Source organism: Centipeda noxia ATCC 43541 (assembly GCF_000160555.1).
In the GTDB taxonomy this organism is placed as follows: Bacteria; Bacillota; Negativicutes; order Selenomonadales; family Selenomonadaceae; genus Centipeda; species Centipeda noxia.
The window spans coordinates 1-15,083 of the sequence record NZ_GG749279.1 but is presented as its reverse complement, the minus strand read 5'-3'; the positions used below and the strand labels follow the sequence as shown (position 1 = coordinate 15,083).

15 protein-coding genes, 2 tRNA genes and 1 rRNA gene are annotated in these 15,083 nt (G+C 54.1%); all 18 read right to left on the bottom strand.

From position 1 onward, the window contains the following. The 18 genes from HMPREF7545_RS01530 to rrf all read right to left on the bottom strand — a co-directional run bounded on the left by HMPREF7545_RS01530 (position 1) and on the right by rrf (position 15,069). Entirely contained in the window at positions 1 to 930 is a 930-nt protein-coding gene (locus tag HMPREF7545_RS01530; RefSeq protein WP_006693900.1) for a phenylacetate--CoA ligase family protein, read from the bottom strand. After that, on the bottom strand, positions 927 to 1,715 hold the full coding sequence (locus HMPREF7545_RS01525; RefSeq protein WP_006693899.1) for a CheR family methyltransferase: 789 nt from the start codon (positions 1,713 to 1,715) through the stop codon (positions 927 to 929). Before HMPREF7545_RS01525 ends, HMPREF7545_RS01530 begins: the two co-directional genes overlap by 4 nt. A gap of 38 nt (positions 1,716 to 1,753) precedes the next feature. Then, positions 1,754 to 2,200: an Hsp20 family protein gene (locus HMPREF7545_RS01520; protein WP_006693898.1), complete on the bottom strand. Its 447-nt coding sequence runs from the start codon at positions 2,198 to 2,200 to the stop codon at positions 1,754 to 1,756. Positions 2,201 to 2,286: 86 nt separating this feature from the next. Continuing rightward, positions 2,287 to 3,999 carry a proline--tRNA ligase gene (locus HMPREF7545_RS01515; protein ID WP_006693897.1) on the bottom strand — a complete coding sequence of 571 codons (1,713 nt, stop codon included), beginning with the start codon at positions 3,997 to 3,999 and terminating at the stop codon, positions 2,287 to 2,289. Then, the gene (ispG, locus tag HMPREF7545_RS01510; protein WP_006693896.1) at positions 3,996 to 5,075 is read right to left on the bottom strand and encodes a flavodoxin-dependent (E)-4-hydroxy-3-methylbut-2-enyl-diphosphate synthase; all 1,080 of its coding nucleotides are present in this window, start codon (positions 5,073 to 5,075) and stop codon (positions 3,996 to 3,998) included. The genes HMPREF7545_RS01515 and ispG overlap by 4 nt, the downstream gene beginning before the upstream one ends. A gap of 8 nt (positions 5,076 to 5,083) precedes the next feature. After that, complete coding sequence (rseP, locus tag HMPREF7545_RS01505) at positions 5,084 to 6,124, bottom strand: RIP metalloprotease RseP (RefSeq protein ID WP_006693895.1); 1,041 nt, start codon at positions 6,122 to 6,124, stop codon at positions 5,084 to 5,086. Positions 6,125 to 6,136: 12 nt separating this feature from the next. Beyond that, entirely contained in the window at positions 6,137 to 6,958 is an 822-nt protein-coding gene (locus HMPREF7545_RS01500; protein ID WP_040571111.1) for a phosphatidate cytidylyltransferase, read from the bottom strand. A gap of 14 nt (positions 6,959 to 6,972) precedes the next feature. Continuing rightward, positions 6,973 to 7,767, bottom strand: a complete 795-nt coding sequence (gene uppS, locus HMPREF7545_RS01495; RefSeq protein ID WP_040571110.1) for an undecaprenyl pyrophosphate synthase — start codon at positions 7,765 to 7,767, stop codon at positions 6,973 to 6,975. A 326-nt stretch (positions 7,768 to 8,093) separates the two neighbouring features. Then, positions 8,094 to 8,651, bottom strand: a complete 558-nt coding sequence (gene frr / locus HMPREF7545_RS01485) for a ribosome recycling factor (protein WP_006693891.1) — start codon at positions 8,649 to 8,651, stop codon at positions 8,094 to 8,096. Then, the gene (gene pyrH, locus HMPREF7545_RS01480; RefSeq protein ID WP_006693890.1) at positions 8,648 to 9,373 is read right to left on the bottom strand and encodes a UMP kinase; all 726 of its coding nucleotides are present in this window, start codon (positions 9,371 to 9,373) and stop codon (positions 8,648 to 8,650) included. The genes frr and pyrH overlap by 4 nt, the downstream gene beginning before the upstream one ends. Before the next feature lie 122 nt (positions 9,374 to 9,495). Further along, positions 9,496 to 10,362, bottom strand: a complete 867-nt coding sequence (gene tsf / locus HMPREF7545_RS01475) for a translation elongation factor Ts (protein ID WP_006696418.1) — start codon at positions 10,360 to 10,362, stop codon at positions 9,496 to 9,498. A gap of 75 nt (positions 10,363 to 10,437) precedes the next feature. Continuing rightward, a complete protein-coding gene (rpsB, locus tag HMPREF7545_RS01470; protein WP_006696419.1) occupies positions 10,438 to 11,148 on the bottom strand; it encodes a 30S ribosomal protein S2 in 711 nt (236 codons plus the stop codon). A 211-nt stretch (positions 11,149 to 11,359) separates the two neighbouring features. Next, entirely contained in the window at positions 11,360 to 11,902 is a 543-nt protein-coding gene (locus HMPREF7545_RS01465; RefSeq protein ID WP_006693887.1) for a cell division protein SepF, read from the bottom strand. Between the two features lie 164 nt (positions 11,903 to 12,066). After that, positions 12,067 to 13,884, bottom strand: coding sequence for a translational GTPase TypA (gene typA / locus HMPREF7545_RS01460; RefSeq protein WP_006693886.1), 1,818 nt, complete (start codon positions 13,882 to 13,884; stop codon positions 12,067 to 12,069). Positions 13,885 to 14,045: 161 nt separating this feature from the next. Beyond that, positions 14,046 to 14,603, bottom strand: coding sequence for a hypothetical protein (locus HMPREF7545_RS01455; protein ID WP_006693885.1), 558 nt, complete (start codon positions 14,601 to 14,603; stop codon positions 14,046 to 14,048). A gap of 142 nt (positions 14,604 to 14,745) precedes the next feature. Further along, positions 14,746 to 14,821: transfer RNA gene (locus tag HMPREF7545_RS01450), tRNA-Trp, on the bottom strand. A gap of 2 nt (positions 14,822 to 14,823) precedes the next feature. After that, positions 14,824 to 14,899: transfer RNA gene (locus HMPREF7545_RS01445), tRNA-His, on the bottom strand. Positions 14,900 to 14,952: 53 nt separating this feature from the next. Further along, positions 14,953 to 15,069 (bottom strand): 5S ribosomal RNA (rrf, locus tag HMPREF7545_RS01440). Positions 15,070 to 15,083: the final 14 nt, after the last annotated feature.

Sequence of the window (15,083 nt, the reverse complement as noted above, 5' to 3'; positions counted from 1 at the left end):
TCACTCCTCTACTATGCGCAGCTGCGTGCTGCCGCAGGCGCATTCGCCACGCGCAAGACGTACATGCAGCCCGGTACGATACCGAAGGACAGGCATCGCCTCTGCTGCAATCGTGGTGAGCACAAGCTCCCCTGCTGCGCCGTCCGCTGTCGAGCTGCCCCCCACCGCATCAATAACTTCGGCAAAAAAGAGGCGCTCCTCGAGATGAATCCCTTCATTCTCTGCACAGCGGTATCCGATCAATGCTCCCATTTGCGCCAGCGTAAAGATATGTGCGTGCCGTCTGCCCATTCTCTCTGCCATTTTTTTTGCAGAATTACCTGCAGCGATACGAGTGCTGATCGTAATGATGCGGTTTGTGCAAAGATCGCCCATAACGTCCGCAAGCGCGGGCAAATCATGTTCCCATGCGATGACGGTATCGGGCACTGCGGCCCGCAGCAACTGCGCAGCGGCGGTGCAGTTTGCGCTCTCGCACGGCAAGACAGTCGCCCCGATCGTCTCGAGTGCATACTGCAGATCGAGTACCCGGCTGTCATCAAAATCACCTGTGAGAAGTGCGGTACTCGCACGATTCACCCCACACGCGGCGAGCATATCTGCCGCCGTCCGCACCTGCCGTGCGACATCTCCCTGCGTATAACAGTGAATCCTCCCGCTGCATTGGGCCGTATCCCGCAGAATACTCAGGCGAAGGATACCGGACAGAGGAAGCGTAAGCATGAAAAAAGGGGCATCTGCCCCCTCTTCCTCTGAGTACTCCAAAAACGGCAGCCGCGTCATATCGGAAAAGCACGTTACAGATGCATGGCTGACGCCTGCACGCGCGAATGCCGTGCGGTAAAGGGCGGTCTTTTCCTCCGCCCACTTGATTTCGCGCAGGAGGAGTGCCAAGCGCTCTTCCTGCGCGAGCAGCGCTGCTCCGCTCATGGTTCAAGCGGCCGCTGATAGAAAAACGGCTGAAAGCTCGTATACCCCATCTTGCGGAAGTTCAGAATGGACTCCGTCGCGCCGACAAAGAGGATACCGCCGGGCTTCAGCGCCTCAAAGAAATGTCGATAGAGCTGATCCTTTGCCTCGTCTGTGAAATAGATAACAACGTTGCGGCAGAGGATCAAGTCAAATCCCGTCTCGAACTTATCCTGCAGGAGATTGTGCCGCTTGAACTCGATCATACTCTTGATCTCTGGTTTTACAGCGAAGTGATCCCCGTCTTCTTCGAAATACTTGCGGCGGCGATCCGGCGCCATGCTTTTGATCTCATCCGCTGTATAGACGCCGCGCTTTGCCTTTGCCAGAATCTCAACATCGAGATCGGATGCCAAAATACGATGGCGCGTTCCGGGCGTCATCTCCTTCATGATAATGGCGAGGGAATACGGCTCTGCCCCGATGGAACAGCCCGCACTCCAAATATTGAGTTTGGAAGATCGCTTTAAAAGATCGGGGATAACATCTGTCTCAAGTTTGCTGAACTTCTCCGGCGTACGAAAGAACTCCGACACATTGATCGTCAGATACTCAATGAACGCCGCGAAATCATCCTTATCCTCGCAGACATGATCGAAATATTCTACGCAGCCCTTATAGCCCGCGCGCGTGATCAGATTGTTGATGCGGCGCTTCATCTGCGGCTCTTTGTAAAGGTCGAGATCAATCTCCGTCTTCGCCTTGAGCTTCTGCTTAAAAAGCTCCCAATCACGGTCTTCCGTCATAAATTGCCCTCCCCGTCATACATATCCCTACATCTCTCTCACTGAATCGTAAAAACCCGACAAGATTTTTTCACCGCAAGCTTCGGCAGAATCACATGGAGAATCCCCGCATCATAGGAGACAGATACGCCCGACTCATCCACATCGTCGATGAGAAATGAGCGCTCGAATGTTCCCGCTTTGCGCTCGCGGCAGAGGAACTTCGCCTCGGCAAAATCCGATGCCGCGCGTTCTGCCTTGATCTTGAGGCGGCCGTCCTCGTTATAGGAAACCTCGATGGCATCCTTCGAGAACCCTGGAAGTTCGGCAAAGAGCTCGTAGCAGTTCTCACAGTCGACCACATCGACACGGAACGGGAAGAACATGCCGCCGACCTTGTCGAGCGGATTGAAGGAATGCTCCATTACGGATTCGAGCGCCTTCCCCAGTATCTCCTGCCCTTTCTCGGCATTCTCTTTCAAATTAAACGGCAATGGGCGAAACATAGTGACCACCTCCAACGCTGATACAGATTATATCTACGGTCTTATTATAGCAATAACATGCATTCTTTTCAATATGCGCGATCCGGTCAAAGTGCCGCGAGCATATCCTGCACGCCCTTCAGATACGTATCACGTGCAAAGTTCACAAGCTCACCTGTTCGGCGCAATTTGACCTCAATGCTCCCGCTCTCGATCGTCTTGGGCCCGACTGCAATGCGCACAGGGTAACCGATCAGATCGCAGTCGTTGAACTTCACGCCTGCGCGCTCGCGGCGATCATCGAGCAGCGCATCGACCCCGGCCGCGCGGAGTTCCTCATAGACCTCCTCAGCATAGGCAAGCTGCTCAGGAACCTTCGCATTGACGGCAACGACCACAACCTCATACGGCGCAATTGCGCGCGGCCAGATAATCCCGCTGTCATCATGGTTCTGCTCGATCGCCGCAGCCATTGTGCGTCCGACACCGATTCCATAGCAGCCCATCTGCAGCGGCTGCGCCTTGCCCGCAGCGTCGAGAAAGGTCGCATCCATCGCCTCGCTGTACTTCGTACCGAGTGCAAAGATCTGTCCCGCCTCGATGCCGCGGCTGATATGAAGATGCCCGCCTCCGCAGACAGGGCACTCATCGCCCTCCGCTACGAGACGGATATCTGCAACCGTCACCTCGCCGAAGTCACGCTTCGGATTGACATTTAGGAAGTGGAAATCTGCTTCGTTCGCCCCCGAGACGGCATTGTGCATGCGCATTGCCGTCTCATCGACCACGATATGTGTCCCCTTCCGTATGCCGATTGGGCTCATGAAGCCCGGAGAGCCGCCCGCCGCTCGTATGGCAGCTTCGTCCGCCATACGCAGGTCACGCGCCCCCGGGACGGCATTCGCAAGCTTGGTCTCATTGACCTCATGATCGCCGCGCAGGAACGCGAGGATGAGCGAATCGTCCTCTGTCTGATAGGCGACCGCCTTAATCGTCTTTTCCACGGGAATCTTCAGATATTCCGCAAGCAACGCAATCGTATGCGTACCGGGAGTCGCCACTTTCTCGAGCGGAAGCTCTGTCTCTGCAGGCGCATTGATCGGGCGCAGCGCTGCTTTTTCATCACTTGCCGCATAGCTGCATGCATCACAGCAAGCGATGCGCGACTCACCCTCGGGCGCAAGCACCGTAAACTCCTCGGAGCGCCCTCCGCCGATCGCGCCGCTGTCTGCCTCCACGACACGGAAATCGAGGCCGCAGCGCGTAAAAATGTTCGAATACGCCGCATACATCTTACGGTAGGACTCGTTCATTCCTTCAATATCTTCGTCAAAGGAATAAAGATCCTGCATAATAAACTCACGGCTGCGCATGATGCCGAAACGCGGACGCCGCTCGTCGCGGAATTTATCCTGAATCTGATAGAGCAAAACCGGCAGCTGCTTATACGAGCGCAGTTCATCACGCACGAGTGCCGTAATCATCTCCTCATGAGTCGGCCCCATGCAGAACTCGCGGTCATGGCGGTCCTTGATGCGGATCATCTCGGCGCCGTATGCGCCCCAGCGGCCGCTCTCCTCCCAAAGCTCGGACGGCTGGAGAATCGGCATCATAATCTCCTGTCCGCCGACCGCCTCCATCTCCGCGCGGATGATCTCCTCGATCTTTCGGATCGTACGCCATGCGAGCGGGAGATAGGTATACATCCCGCCGGCAGACTTGCGGATCAGTCCCGCGCGATACATGAGCCTATGGCTTGCGATCTCCGCCTCCGCGGGCGTGTTTCTGAGTGTGGGCGCATACAGATTCGTAGCTCTCATGACGTTTTGCGTTCCTCCAATATCGCATCAATTTCCCGAAACAGTTCGGAAAGCAAATCTTCTTCCTTTACCTTGCGGACAACCTCGCCCTTACGGAAGATGAGCCCCTCGCCGTTTCCGCCAGCAATGCCGACATCCGCACCGCGTGCCTCGCCTGGGCCGTTAACGACACAGCCCATGACAGCGACTTCAATCGGCTCCTCCATGCTGCGCAGGCGCTCTTCAACCTTCTCGGCAATCTCTACGAGATTGATGCTCGTACGCCCGCAGGTTGGACATGCCACGAGGGTCGGTCCGTATTCCTTTAGGCCAAGTGCCTTTAGAATCTCATTCGCCGTACGTACCTCGACCACAGGATCCCCCGTCAGCGAGATCCGGATTGTATCGCCGATGCCCTCGGCCAGCAGAGCACCCACGCCGACCGAGGACTTGATGATGCCAGTTCCTGCTGTGCCGGCCTCCGTGATGCCGAGATGCAGCGGATAGTCCACCCGCTCGCTCATCAAACGGTATGCCGCAAGGGTCAGCGGAACGTCGTGCGCCTTGAGGGAGATTTTCATATCGTAGAAATCCAGCTCTTCGAGCACACGTACGTGCTCCATCGCGGAAGCGACGAGCGCCTCCGCCGTAATGCCGCCGTATTTCGTGAGGATCTTATGATCGAGCGACCCTGCATTAACGCCAATGCGGATGGGAATCCCGCCCTCGCGTGCCGCCGCCACGACCTTTTTGACACGCTCCGTTCCTCCGATGTTCCCGGGGTTGATGCGCAGAGCGGAAATCCCCTGTGCCATTGCCTCAAGCGCGAGCTTATAATCAAAATGAATATCGGCAACGAGGGGTGTTTTCACCTGCCGAATGATATTGCCGAGATTCTTTGCCGCCTCCATATCGGGGACCGCAAGACGCACGATATCGCATCCCGCCGCTGCGAGCTCACGAATCTGCTGTACGGTCGCCTCCGTATCCGTTGTCTTTGTATTGCACATGGACTGCACGGAAATGGGCGCGCCGCCTCCGATGGGAATTGCTCCGATATGAATTTGCCGCGTTTTGCGGCGTTCATAAATTGGCATAGAGAGGGTCAGCCTCCTGCAAAGATACGGACAACGTCATTCTTCATCGCGAGCAGCATGAGCAGAATGATCAGCCCAACCCCCGCGTTTTGGATATAATGCATGACTTTGGGGCTCAGCGGCTTGCCGCGCACGGCCTCGACGCAGAGCGTCAGGAAATGCCCTCCGTCAAGTGCCGGCACGGGCAGCAGATTGATAATCGCAAGGTTGAGACTGAGGAGAGCTGCAAAGTTCAGCAGCGGCACAATCCCCATCTCTGCAACCTCGCCTGCCATCTGTGCAACGCCGATTGGTCCCGCGAGCTCCGATCCCGAGAGTTCGAGAATGATACGATAGAGTGCGTCGAACATCATCATGATGATCATTCCCGTCCGCTCAAGTGCCATGGAGATCGACTGGAAAAGGCCGGGATAACTGCTCTCATAGGCATTCACGATGCCGATATAGCCGCGCTGCTGCGCCGCATCGTAGTGCGGCATCACGCTCACCGTGAGTTCTTTTCCCGCACGATCCACCTGCATCGTCATCGGGACATTGCCGTGGTTTAAGCGGATGGCATCTACCATTTCCTGCCACGTTTCAACGGGCTGACCATCGATGGCGATAACACGGTCATTTGCCATGAGACCTGCCTCTGCCGCAGGATTCCCCACGAGCACTGTGCCGATAATCGGCTGCGGATTCGGCGTCTGCACGCCGGCAAAGAAAAAGATGCCGAAGAAGAGAACAATCGGCAGGATAAAGTTCATCGCTGAACCCGCAAGGATCACAATCATGCGCGAGAGAATCGGTTTGCGGCAGTAGCCGCGCTCGCCTGCATCGTTGTCATCCGGCGTCATTCCCGCAATATCGTTGAACCCGCCAAGCGGAACAACACGGATCGAATAGACCGTCTCCCCATAGCGAAAGCGTACGAGGCGCGGTCCGAAGCCGATCGCGAATTCATCTACGCGCATGCCGGTCAGCTTTGCTGTAATAAAATGCCCGAGCTCATGTACAAAGACAAGCAGCCCAAAGACAAATATTGTCGCGACAATTTTTTCTAGCATCCGAACTCCTTTTTATCGAAGTACAAAATATATCGTATAGTAATAGACAAGCGGCGCAGTAAAAAGCACGCTGTCAAAGCGATCCCAGATGCCGCCGTGTCCTGGAATAATCGCCCCCGAATCCTTGATTCCCGTATGGCGCTTCATCATGGACTCCACGAGATCGCCAAGCGTACCGAGCACGGCGATTGCCGCTCCGAGGCCCGCCATCTGAGGCAGCGGCATATGCAGGAGGTATCCAATACCTGCAACAGTCACTGTCGTACCAATAAGCCCTCCGAAAAATCCCTCAATGGTCTTGTTCGGACTGATCGCTGGCGCGAGCTTATGCGATCCGACCGTATTTCCTGTAAAATATGCAAAGCTGTCGCTTGCCCATGTTCCAATAAACATAACCCAGACCATTGCCGTTCCAAGATCGAACGTCTCAATCGGCGTCACATACGTACCGCCCGAAAGATAGCGCAGCATGATGAGGTGGGCAAACGGGAGTCCGATGTAACAGATTCCGGCGACGGAAATACACGCGTCCGGCACTGATACGTCGCCGCGAAGCAAAACCGACGTCAGCAGCGCAAGCAGAGAAGAAGCCGTAACGGCCAGCAGGATCATATCCAGCTGCCCCGTATAGGCACCGTAGAGCATTCCTCCGATGCCGAGCAAACCTGAAAAAAGTGCAGGATTTCCCCCGCGGCGCGAAAAGGCGCGTGTAAATTCAAACCATGCAAGCACAGCAAGCACTGCCGCAGCAATGGAAAACGTCGTTCCTCCCCGCTGAATGACATATGCAGAGATGCCAATGCCGACGATTCCGGAAATCATACGTGTAATCAAAAACAGCCTCCCATTTATCCTTCTGCAGACAGCCCGCCGAACCGGCGGCTCCGTCCTGCAAAATCCTCAATGGCGCGTGCAAATTCTTCCGGCGTAAAGTCCGGCCAATACGTATCGGTAAAGTAAAGTTCCGCGTAGGCAGACTGCCAGAGAAGGAAATTGCTGAGCCTGAGATCGCCGCTCGTACGAATGAAGAGATCGACAGGAGGATCTCCCGCCGTATCAAGCGCATGGGAAAAAATCTCCTCGTCGATTTCCTCAGCGGTGATCTCCCCCGCCGCTGCGCGTTCAGCAAGCGTACGCGCAGCGCGCAGGATCTCATCCTGACTGCCGTAATTCGCAGCCAAGTTAAAATGAATGCCGGTATTGTCCGCCGTACGCTCTTCCGCTTCCTGCATGCGGCGCAGAAAACGATCCGTAAATCGATCACGGCGCCCGATGAAGCTGATACGCACGTTTTCCGCGTGCATCTCCGCAATCTCCTTCGTAAGGAAGGAATCAAACAGGTTCAGAAGGAAATCGACCTCAATCTTCGGCCGCTTCCAATTTTCAGTGGAAAACGCATAGACCGTAAGGACCTCAATCCCCATATCCGAAGCCGCGCGCACAATACGCTTGAGCGTATGTGCCCCGGCTTCATGGCCTGCCGAGCGCGAACGTCCCTGCGCCTTTGCCCAGCGTCCATTCCCGTCCATGACGATAGCGACATGGCGCGGCATACTTGTGCGGTCAAGCATGAAGTCAGACGGATCCGTCCTCTCAGAGAGTACAGACGCGTTCTTCCCGCCGCCAAATATCTTTCTCCACATCGTTATCCCTTCCGTCCTCCTCTGCACCGGCATCGCTCCGATATTCGACCAAAACACCCCTCCGGCGTTTACCGAAAGGGGTCACGCCCGCTCAGCGGGAAAGTCCTCTTCATACGCGGCGACCGACGCACTCCGCATCGGAGAGGATACGAGCGTAACCGTGCATTCTCCGCTGTGCTGGTGCATTCGGATAACATAGAGTTCTGCTTCGTCAACGGGAAAGAAATTGCGCGGAGAATGCGTCTTCTCCGCCGCATAAGAGATCCCTTCCGCTTCAAGCGCATTCCTGGCAGTATCCCACGGATATGCTAAAAAGAGTTCCGGCGTCAAATCTCCATGACCTCTTTTTCTTTTGATGCGCGCATTTCTTCCATCTGCTTCACAAATTTATCAACAAGCTTCTGCACGGAGTCCTGACCGCGCTTGGACTCATCCTCGTTGATCTCCTTATCCTTTTCGAGCTTCTTGATTGCCTCATTTGCATCGCGGCGGATATTGCGCAGGGCAACCTTTGCCTCCTCCGTCTTCTTGCCGACCGTTTTAATGAGCTCCTTGCGGCGCTCCTGCGTCGGCTGCGGAACAGCCAGACGAATCACCGTACCGTCCGAATTCGGTGAGAGCCCGAGATCTGACTTGGAGATTGCAATCTCAATATCGTGCAGAATCTCTTTCTCCCATGGCGTAATGACGATCATATGAGGTTCCGGCACCGTTACCTTGGCCAGCTGGTTCACCGACGTCGGCGTCCCATAGTACGGCACCATCACCTTATCCAGCAGGTTCGGCGTCGCACGCCCCGCCCGCAGGGATGAGAACTCCCGGCGAAGCACGTCAATCGCCTTGTTCATGCTTTCTTCGTGTTTCGATAAAATCTCCTTGATCATACTGCTTCGCCTCCTACGGTTGTTCCAATCGGTTCGCCGAACGATGCACGCGCAATATTCGCATGATCGTCAATATTAAACACCACAATTGGGATCTTGTTTTCCATGCAGAGACTTGTCGCCGTAGCGTCCATAACGGCAAGTCCTTTCTGAAGGATATCAATATAACTCAGCGTTTCAAAACGCTTTGCATCGGGGTTCTTGTTCGGATCGGCATCATAGATGCCGTCTGTTCCCTTCTTTGCCATGAGGATCACATCCGCCTCAATCTCTGCCGCGCGGAGCGCTGCCGTTGTATCCGTTGAGAAATACGGATTGCCCGTCCCCGCACCAAAGATCACAACGCGCCCCTTCTCCATGTGACGGATTGCACGGCGGCGAATATAAGGTTCGGCAACCTGACGCATCTCGATCGCGCTCTGCACGCGCGTATCGACATCCTGATTTTCCAGTGCATCCTGCAGTGCAAGCGCATTCATCACCGTTGCCATCATGCCCATATAATCCGCAGTCGTTCGATCCATTCCTTTGGCGCTTCCTGCAAGACCGCGCCATATATTGCCGCCTCCGACCACGATCGCGACATCAATCCCGTGATCCCGCACTCTCTTGATCTGTGTGGCAATATCCTCAACAACAGCGGGATTGATGCCAAAGCCCTGATCTCCCGCCAGAGCTTCTCCGCTGAGCTTCAAAACGACACGGCGATATTTCGCTTCCACGATGACTCCTCCTGTTTGTTCTTTGCGCCATTATAGCATACTTTACGCTGTCTGTCTGCAAAAAAGGGGCGCTATGCGAGGCAAAAATATGCCCCGCATAACAGCCCCTTCTTCTTCTGTTCTTACTGCATCTGTGCGGCAACCTCAGCAGCGAAATCTTCCTGCTTCTTCTCAATGCCCTCGCCCAGCTGGAAACGCGTAAACCTCTTCACCCCAACCGAACCGAGCACGGCGGAAACTTTCTGCTCAGGATCCTTTACAAACTTCTGCTCAAGCAGACAGACCTCTTCGTAAAACTTATTGATGCGCCCTTCGACCATCTTCTCCACGATCTTCTCGGGCTTACCTTCTTCAAGTGCCTGCTTGCGCAGTACTTCCTTCTCATGCTCGATATCATCTGCCGTCACGCCCGAGCGGTCAACCGCAATCGGTGCTGCCGCCGCGATCTGCATCGCGATATCCTTGCCAAGCTGTTCATCTCCGCCCGAGAGCTCCACGAGGACGCCGATCTTTCCGCCCATATGGATATAGGTCGCAACGCGCCCTGCCCCCTCATAGCGCGCAAAACGGCGCAGTGAAATCTTCTCGCCGATCGTCGCAGTCGCCTCTGTAATGAGAGCGGCAACCTCCTTGCCGTCAAGCGTGCTCGCATTCAGCGCATCCAGATCCACAGGATTCGTCTCAGCGATGTGCTTTGCGATCTTTGCGCTCAGCGCGCGGAACTGCTCGTTTCCTGCAGCAAAATCCGTCTCGCAGTTGATCTCGACGATAGCGCCAGCCTTTGCATCTGCAGAAAGATATGCCGTCACAGCACCCTCAGCCGCGATGCGGCCTGCCTTTTTTTCCGCCTTTGCGATGCCCTTCTCACGCAGATAGTCGATTGCCGCCTTCATATCACCGTTGGTTTCTGCAAGTGCTTTCTTGCAGTCCATCATCCCCGCGCCTGTGCGCTCACGCAGTTCCTTTACCATTGCAGCTGTAATTGCCATGATCATTCCTCCCAAAGATATATTTTCACGAAAAAAGGGCAAGGGATAACAGTCCCTTACCCCTCAAAAATTCTTTTACTCAGCGGCAGCTTCTTCCGAAGCTCCCCCCTGACTGCCTTCGAGCACAGCATCCGCCATGCAGCCTGTAAGAAGTTTTACCGCACGGATGGCATCGTCATTTCCGGGAATCACATAGTCGATCTCATCCGGATCGCAGTTCGTATCGACGATCGCAACAATTGGGATGTTCAGTTTGCGTGCCTCAGCAACTGCAATGCGCTCCTTGCGCGGATCAACGACGAAGAGCGCGCCCGGCAGACGGTTCATATCCTTAATTCCGCCCAGATAGCGCTCGAGTTTCTCCTTCTCGTGGCGCAGCCCCTGCACCTCTTTCTTCGTCAGCAGGTCGAATGTCCCGTTCTCCTCCATCTCCTCGAGCGTCTTGAGGCGATGAATGCGGCGCTGAATCGTCTGGAAGTTCGTCATCATGCCGCCGAGCCAGCGCTCATTGACATAGAACATATTTGCACGCAGAGCCTCCTCGCGGATCGCCTCCTGCGCCTGTTTCTTCGTTCCGATGAAGAGAACAGACTTGCCTTCCTGCGCAACGCTGCGGAGAAAGTTATACGCCTCGTCCACCTTGCGCACCGTCTTCTGCAGATCGATGATATAGATACCGTTGCGCTCCGTGAAGATGTAACGCGCCATCTTCGGGTTCCAGCGGCGCGTCTGATGTCCGAAATGGACGCCTGCCTCCAGAAGCTGCTTCATAGAAATCACTGCCATTGAAAATACCTCCTGTTGTTCTTCCGCGTTCCTCATCCGCCGTACCACCGCAGAACACGGCACAGAACGGCTATCGGAAGCGCGTGCTTTTTCACACTGCGGGATATTATAGCATAAGAACACACACAAAACAATGCCCGCAAAAAAAATTGCACAAAAATAGAGAGCACATCGGCTCTCCATTTCCTGATTTACGTCGAAATGAACAGAGTTAAATTGCCGCAGCCATCGTCTCAGTCACATCCACACCTTTCGGTGCGTAGAAGATGATCGTACTCGATACCACGCGTGCCGTTCCATGGAGCACATAACAGGCGCCGTTCAGAAAATCACAGACACGACGCCGCTCTGCATCGTTCAGGCAGTCGAAGTTGACCGCGACAGCAATCCCCCGCTTGAGCTGAACAACAGCTGGAGCCGCATCATCATAACGGCGCGGGCGGTGAATACGAACCTTGAGTTCAGCGACCTTTGTCGTATGAACTGTCAGCGGCGTCCCGCCGTCTCCGGTTAAAGACGTACGCACCGTCGAGAAAGAACTGCCATAGCCAAGTGCAGAGAACGCTACTGTCCCGCCATTGGCGACACGGCGCTCGGAGACTGCTGCACGTTCTGTGCGCGCAGCTACCTGCTGCGCATTCTGTTCTTCGTGCAGATCTGCTTCATACTCCTCTTCCTCGGCAATCGGTATAAATGAGTCCACCACGTGTGAGACCATATCCTTCACGCGTGAAAAGAATGAATTCGCACCCATTTACCTCTTCCTTCCTCCATAAATTTACCGTCATCAAAAATTAGTGACAGGTCCTCATTTTTACTAATGCAGACATACTATCATATTTCTTTCAGAAATGCAAGCGCTTCACGGCTAAACTTATTATTTTCCAAGAAATATCTGCATTTTCTTCGAAATTCGACTTATTTTCGAGCATTTTTTGCCGCGCGCCCGCGTGCCGTACGATCGAGAATCGCTTTGCGCAGGCGGATGTTTTCCGGGGTTACTTCAACCAACTCATCGTCATTGATGTACTCGAGCGCCTGCTCCAAGCTCAGAATGCGCGGCGGGGTAAGGCGAATCGCTTCATCCGAAGCAGACGTACGCATATTCGTGACGTTCTTCTTCTTGCACGGATTGATATCCATATCGATGTCGCGTGCGTTTTCGCCTACGATCATCCCCTCATAAACCTGCTGCCCCGGTGAGATAAACATCGTCCCGCGATCCTGCAGAGAGAAAATGCCGTAGCCTGTCGTCTCGCCCTGCTCAAACGCAACCAGAGATCCGTGTGAACGGCCGCTCATATCCCCCTTGTACGGCACATATCCGTGAAAGATATGATTCATGATGCCGTTTCCCTTCGTGCTCGTGAGGAGCTCCGAGCGAAACCCGATCAGCCCGCGGGCCGGAATGAAGAACTCCATGCGAATATAACCCGAGAGCTCCGTCATATTCGACAGTTCCGCCTTACGCGTGCCGAGCGCCTCCATGACAGCCCCCATGTATTCCTGCGGCACCTCGACCGTCAGATTCTCCATCGGCTCGCACTTCTGTCCATTGATCGTCTTATAGACAACCTCCGGCTTTCCGACCTGCAGCTCATATCCTTCGCGGCGCATCTGCTCAATCAAAATCGAGAGATGCAGCTCACCGCGTCCCGAAACCTTGAACACATCCGCAGAGTCCGTCTCCTCGACATGCATTGCCACATTCGTCTCAATCTCCTTGAAGAGGCGATCGCGCAGATGCCGCGATGTCACAAACTGGCCCTCGCGTCCTGCAAAGGGACTCGTATTGACGCCGAATGTCATGGAAAGCGTCGGCTCATCGATATTAATCGTCGGCAGCGCCTCCGGATTTTCCGCATCCGCTACCGTATAGCCGATACTCACATCGCCAAGGCCTGTCAAAGCGACAATCTCGCCCATGCCTGCCACATCTGCATCGACACGCTTGAGACCTTGATAGACATAAACCTTGCCGACTTTTGCCTTTGTCTCATGATCACCGCTGATAACGACCACATTCTGATTTGGGCGGACAGAGCCGCGGATAATACGGCCAATCGCCACGCGCCCCACATAGTCGTCTGCCTCCAGCGTTGTCACCATCATCTGCAGAGGACCATCCAGATCCCCCTGCGGCGCCGGAATTTCCTTGACAATCGTCTGCATCAGAGGCTCAAGATTGTCGTTCTGGTCCTCCATCTCAAACTTTGCAATACCGTCGCGTGCTGTTGCATAGATCACAGGGAAATCGAGCTGATCGTCGTCTGCATCGAGCTCCATGAAGAGTTCAAGGACTTCATCATAGACATCGTCCACGCGCTGATCGGGGCGGTCGATTTTATTGATGACCACAATCGGCTTGAGTTTCTGCTCAAGGGCCTTACGCAGGACGTACTTAGTCTGGGGCATCGGCCCCTCAAATGCGTCGACGAGCAGGAGGACGCCGTCTACCATATTGAGAACACGCTCCACCTCACCGCCAAAATCTGCATGCCCAGGCGTATCCACAATATTAATCTTGATCCCGTCGTAGAGAATTGCCGTATTTTTCGAGAGTATCGTAATACCGCGCTCACGCTCGATATCACCCGAGTCCATCACGCGCTCACCGACCTGTTCATTCGAGCGGAACACATGGCTCTGACGCAGCATCGCATCCACCAATGTGGTCTTACCGTGATCAACATGGGCAATAATTGCGATATTACGCAGCTTTTCATTCGTCGTCATATATTAAATGTGCCTCCCTAAATACCCGTTCCAAAAAGATAGCGTGTCTATCTTATTATAGCACGCCGTCTTTGTCAACAATTATTATGAGCAGATGCTATAAATTCCACTTCCATGCATACAAAAAGAGCCCCCACATAGTGAGAGCTCCGTTTTGCTGATTATTTGCTCTTATTCTGAGCTTCCACCGAACGCTGCCAACTCTTATAGAATTGCTCCGAGAGCGCTGAGAACGTTGCCACCGTATTTCCGTCCGACTTATTTGCACGAATCTCGTAGGTATAAAGAAGTTCATTTGAGCCCGCGCGATAAACATCGAAAAAGAACGTCGTACGGCTGTTGTTTGCAACCGTCAAGATAATGTAGGCATCTGCGAACGATGCGACATTATCCTTGAATTCCTTTGCTGCCTCACGGCGCGGAAGAGCTTTGATATCGATCCCCTTGCTCGCCTGAATACCGCTTGCAACCGCATCATAGGTCACAATATTAGCTCGGGTCACACGGCTCGCATCTGAAACGACCTGTGTCAGAATCTCAAGTGAGGGCGCGGTATCTTCGACCTGAACATAGAGAGGAGCCCCAACGGCAAGACGATTGACATTCGTGATGACAGCACCTTCCGGCAGCGTCACCTTATCAGAGTAGGCGGACGCACCTGCCTGCACAGCAAATAATGTAAGGCATAGAACAAGCGCCATCTGGACGAATCTCTTCATGGATATATCTCCTCCTTAAAACCTTAGCAAAACATTGCTCATCATGTTTTTGTCATTCTACACCATTATACCGTATTTGACAAGCAAAAGAAGATAAGCAGGCACAAAAAGACCGTATCGTTTTCGATACGGTTGATCTCAATGGCAGGGGCAGTAAGACTTGAACTCACAACCTACGGTTTTGGAGACCGTTGCTCTACCAATTGAGCTATACCCCTAATGGGGCGACTTATGGGGATCGAACCCATGCATGCTGGAGCCACAATCCAGTGTGTTAACCACTTCACCAAAGCCGCCATTATAAAATTTTATAAAGAAACTCGTGAACCACGCGATTCACGAGTCCCTTGAGCGGCAACTACCTAGTCTCCCGCGCCGTCTCCAGCGAAGTACCCTCGGCCTCTGAACGCTTAACTGCTGTGTTCGGAATGGGAACAGGTGGTTCCGTTCAGGCATCATCACCGCATTATGAGTGCTTGT

Excerpts from the sequence above, each read along its gene's own strand:
- HMPREF7545_RS01530 (WP_006693900.1), bottom strand. The coding sequence starts at position 930 with ATGAGCGGAGCAGCGCTGCTCGCGCAGGAAGAGCGCTTGGCACTCCTC.
- HMPREF7545_RS01525 (WP_006693899.1), bottom strand. The coding sequence starts at position 1,715 with ATGACGGAAGACCGTGATTGGGAGCTTTTTAAGCAGAAGCTCAAGGCG.
- HMPREF7545_RS01520 (WP_006693898.1), bottom strand. The coding sequence starts at position 2,200 with ATGTTTCGCCCATTGCCGTTTAATTTGAAAGAGAATGCCGAGAAAGGG.
- HMPREF7545_RS01515 (WP_006693897.1), bottom strand. The coding sequence starts at position 3,999 with ATGAGAGCTACGAATCTGTATGCGCCCACACTCAGAAACACGCCCGCG.
- ispG (WP_006693896.1), bottom strand. The coding sequence starts at position 5,075 with ATGCCAATTTATGAACGCCGCAAAACGCGGCAAATTCATATCGGAGCA.
- rseP (WP_006693895.1), bottom strand. The coding sequence starts at position 6,124 with ATGCTAGAAAAAATTGTCGCGACAATATTTGTCTTTGGGCTGCTTGTC.
- uppS (WP_040571110.1), bottom strand. The coding sequence starts at position 7,767 with ATGTGGAGAAAGATATTTGGCGGCGGGAAGAACGCGTCTGTACTCTCT.
- frr (WP_006693891.1), bottom strand. The coding sequence starts at position 8,651 with ATGATCAAGGAGATTTTATCGAAACACGAAGAAAGCATGAACAAGGCG.
- tsf (WP_006696418.1), bottom strand. The coding sequence starts at position 10,362 with ATGGCAATTACAGCTGCAATGGTAAAGGAACTGCGTGAGCGCACAGGC.
- rpsB (WP_006696419.1), bottom strand. The coding sequence starts at position 11,148 with ATGGCAGTGATTTCTATGAAGCAGCTTCTGGAGGCAGGCGTCCATTTC.
- HMPREF7545_RS01465 (WP_006693887.1), bottom strand. The coding sequence starts at position 11,902 with ATGGGTGCGAATTCATTCTTTTCACGCGTGAAGGATATGGTCTCACAC.
- typA (WP_006693886.1), bottom strand. The coding sequence starts at position 13,884 with ATGACGACGAATGAAAAGCTGCGTAATATCGCAATTATTGCCCATGTT.
- HMPREF7545_RS01455 (WP_006693885.1), bottom strand. The coding sequence starts at position 14,603 with ATGAAGAGATTCGTCCAGATGGCGCTTGTTCTATGCCTTACATTATTT.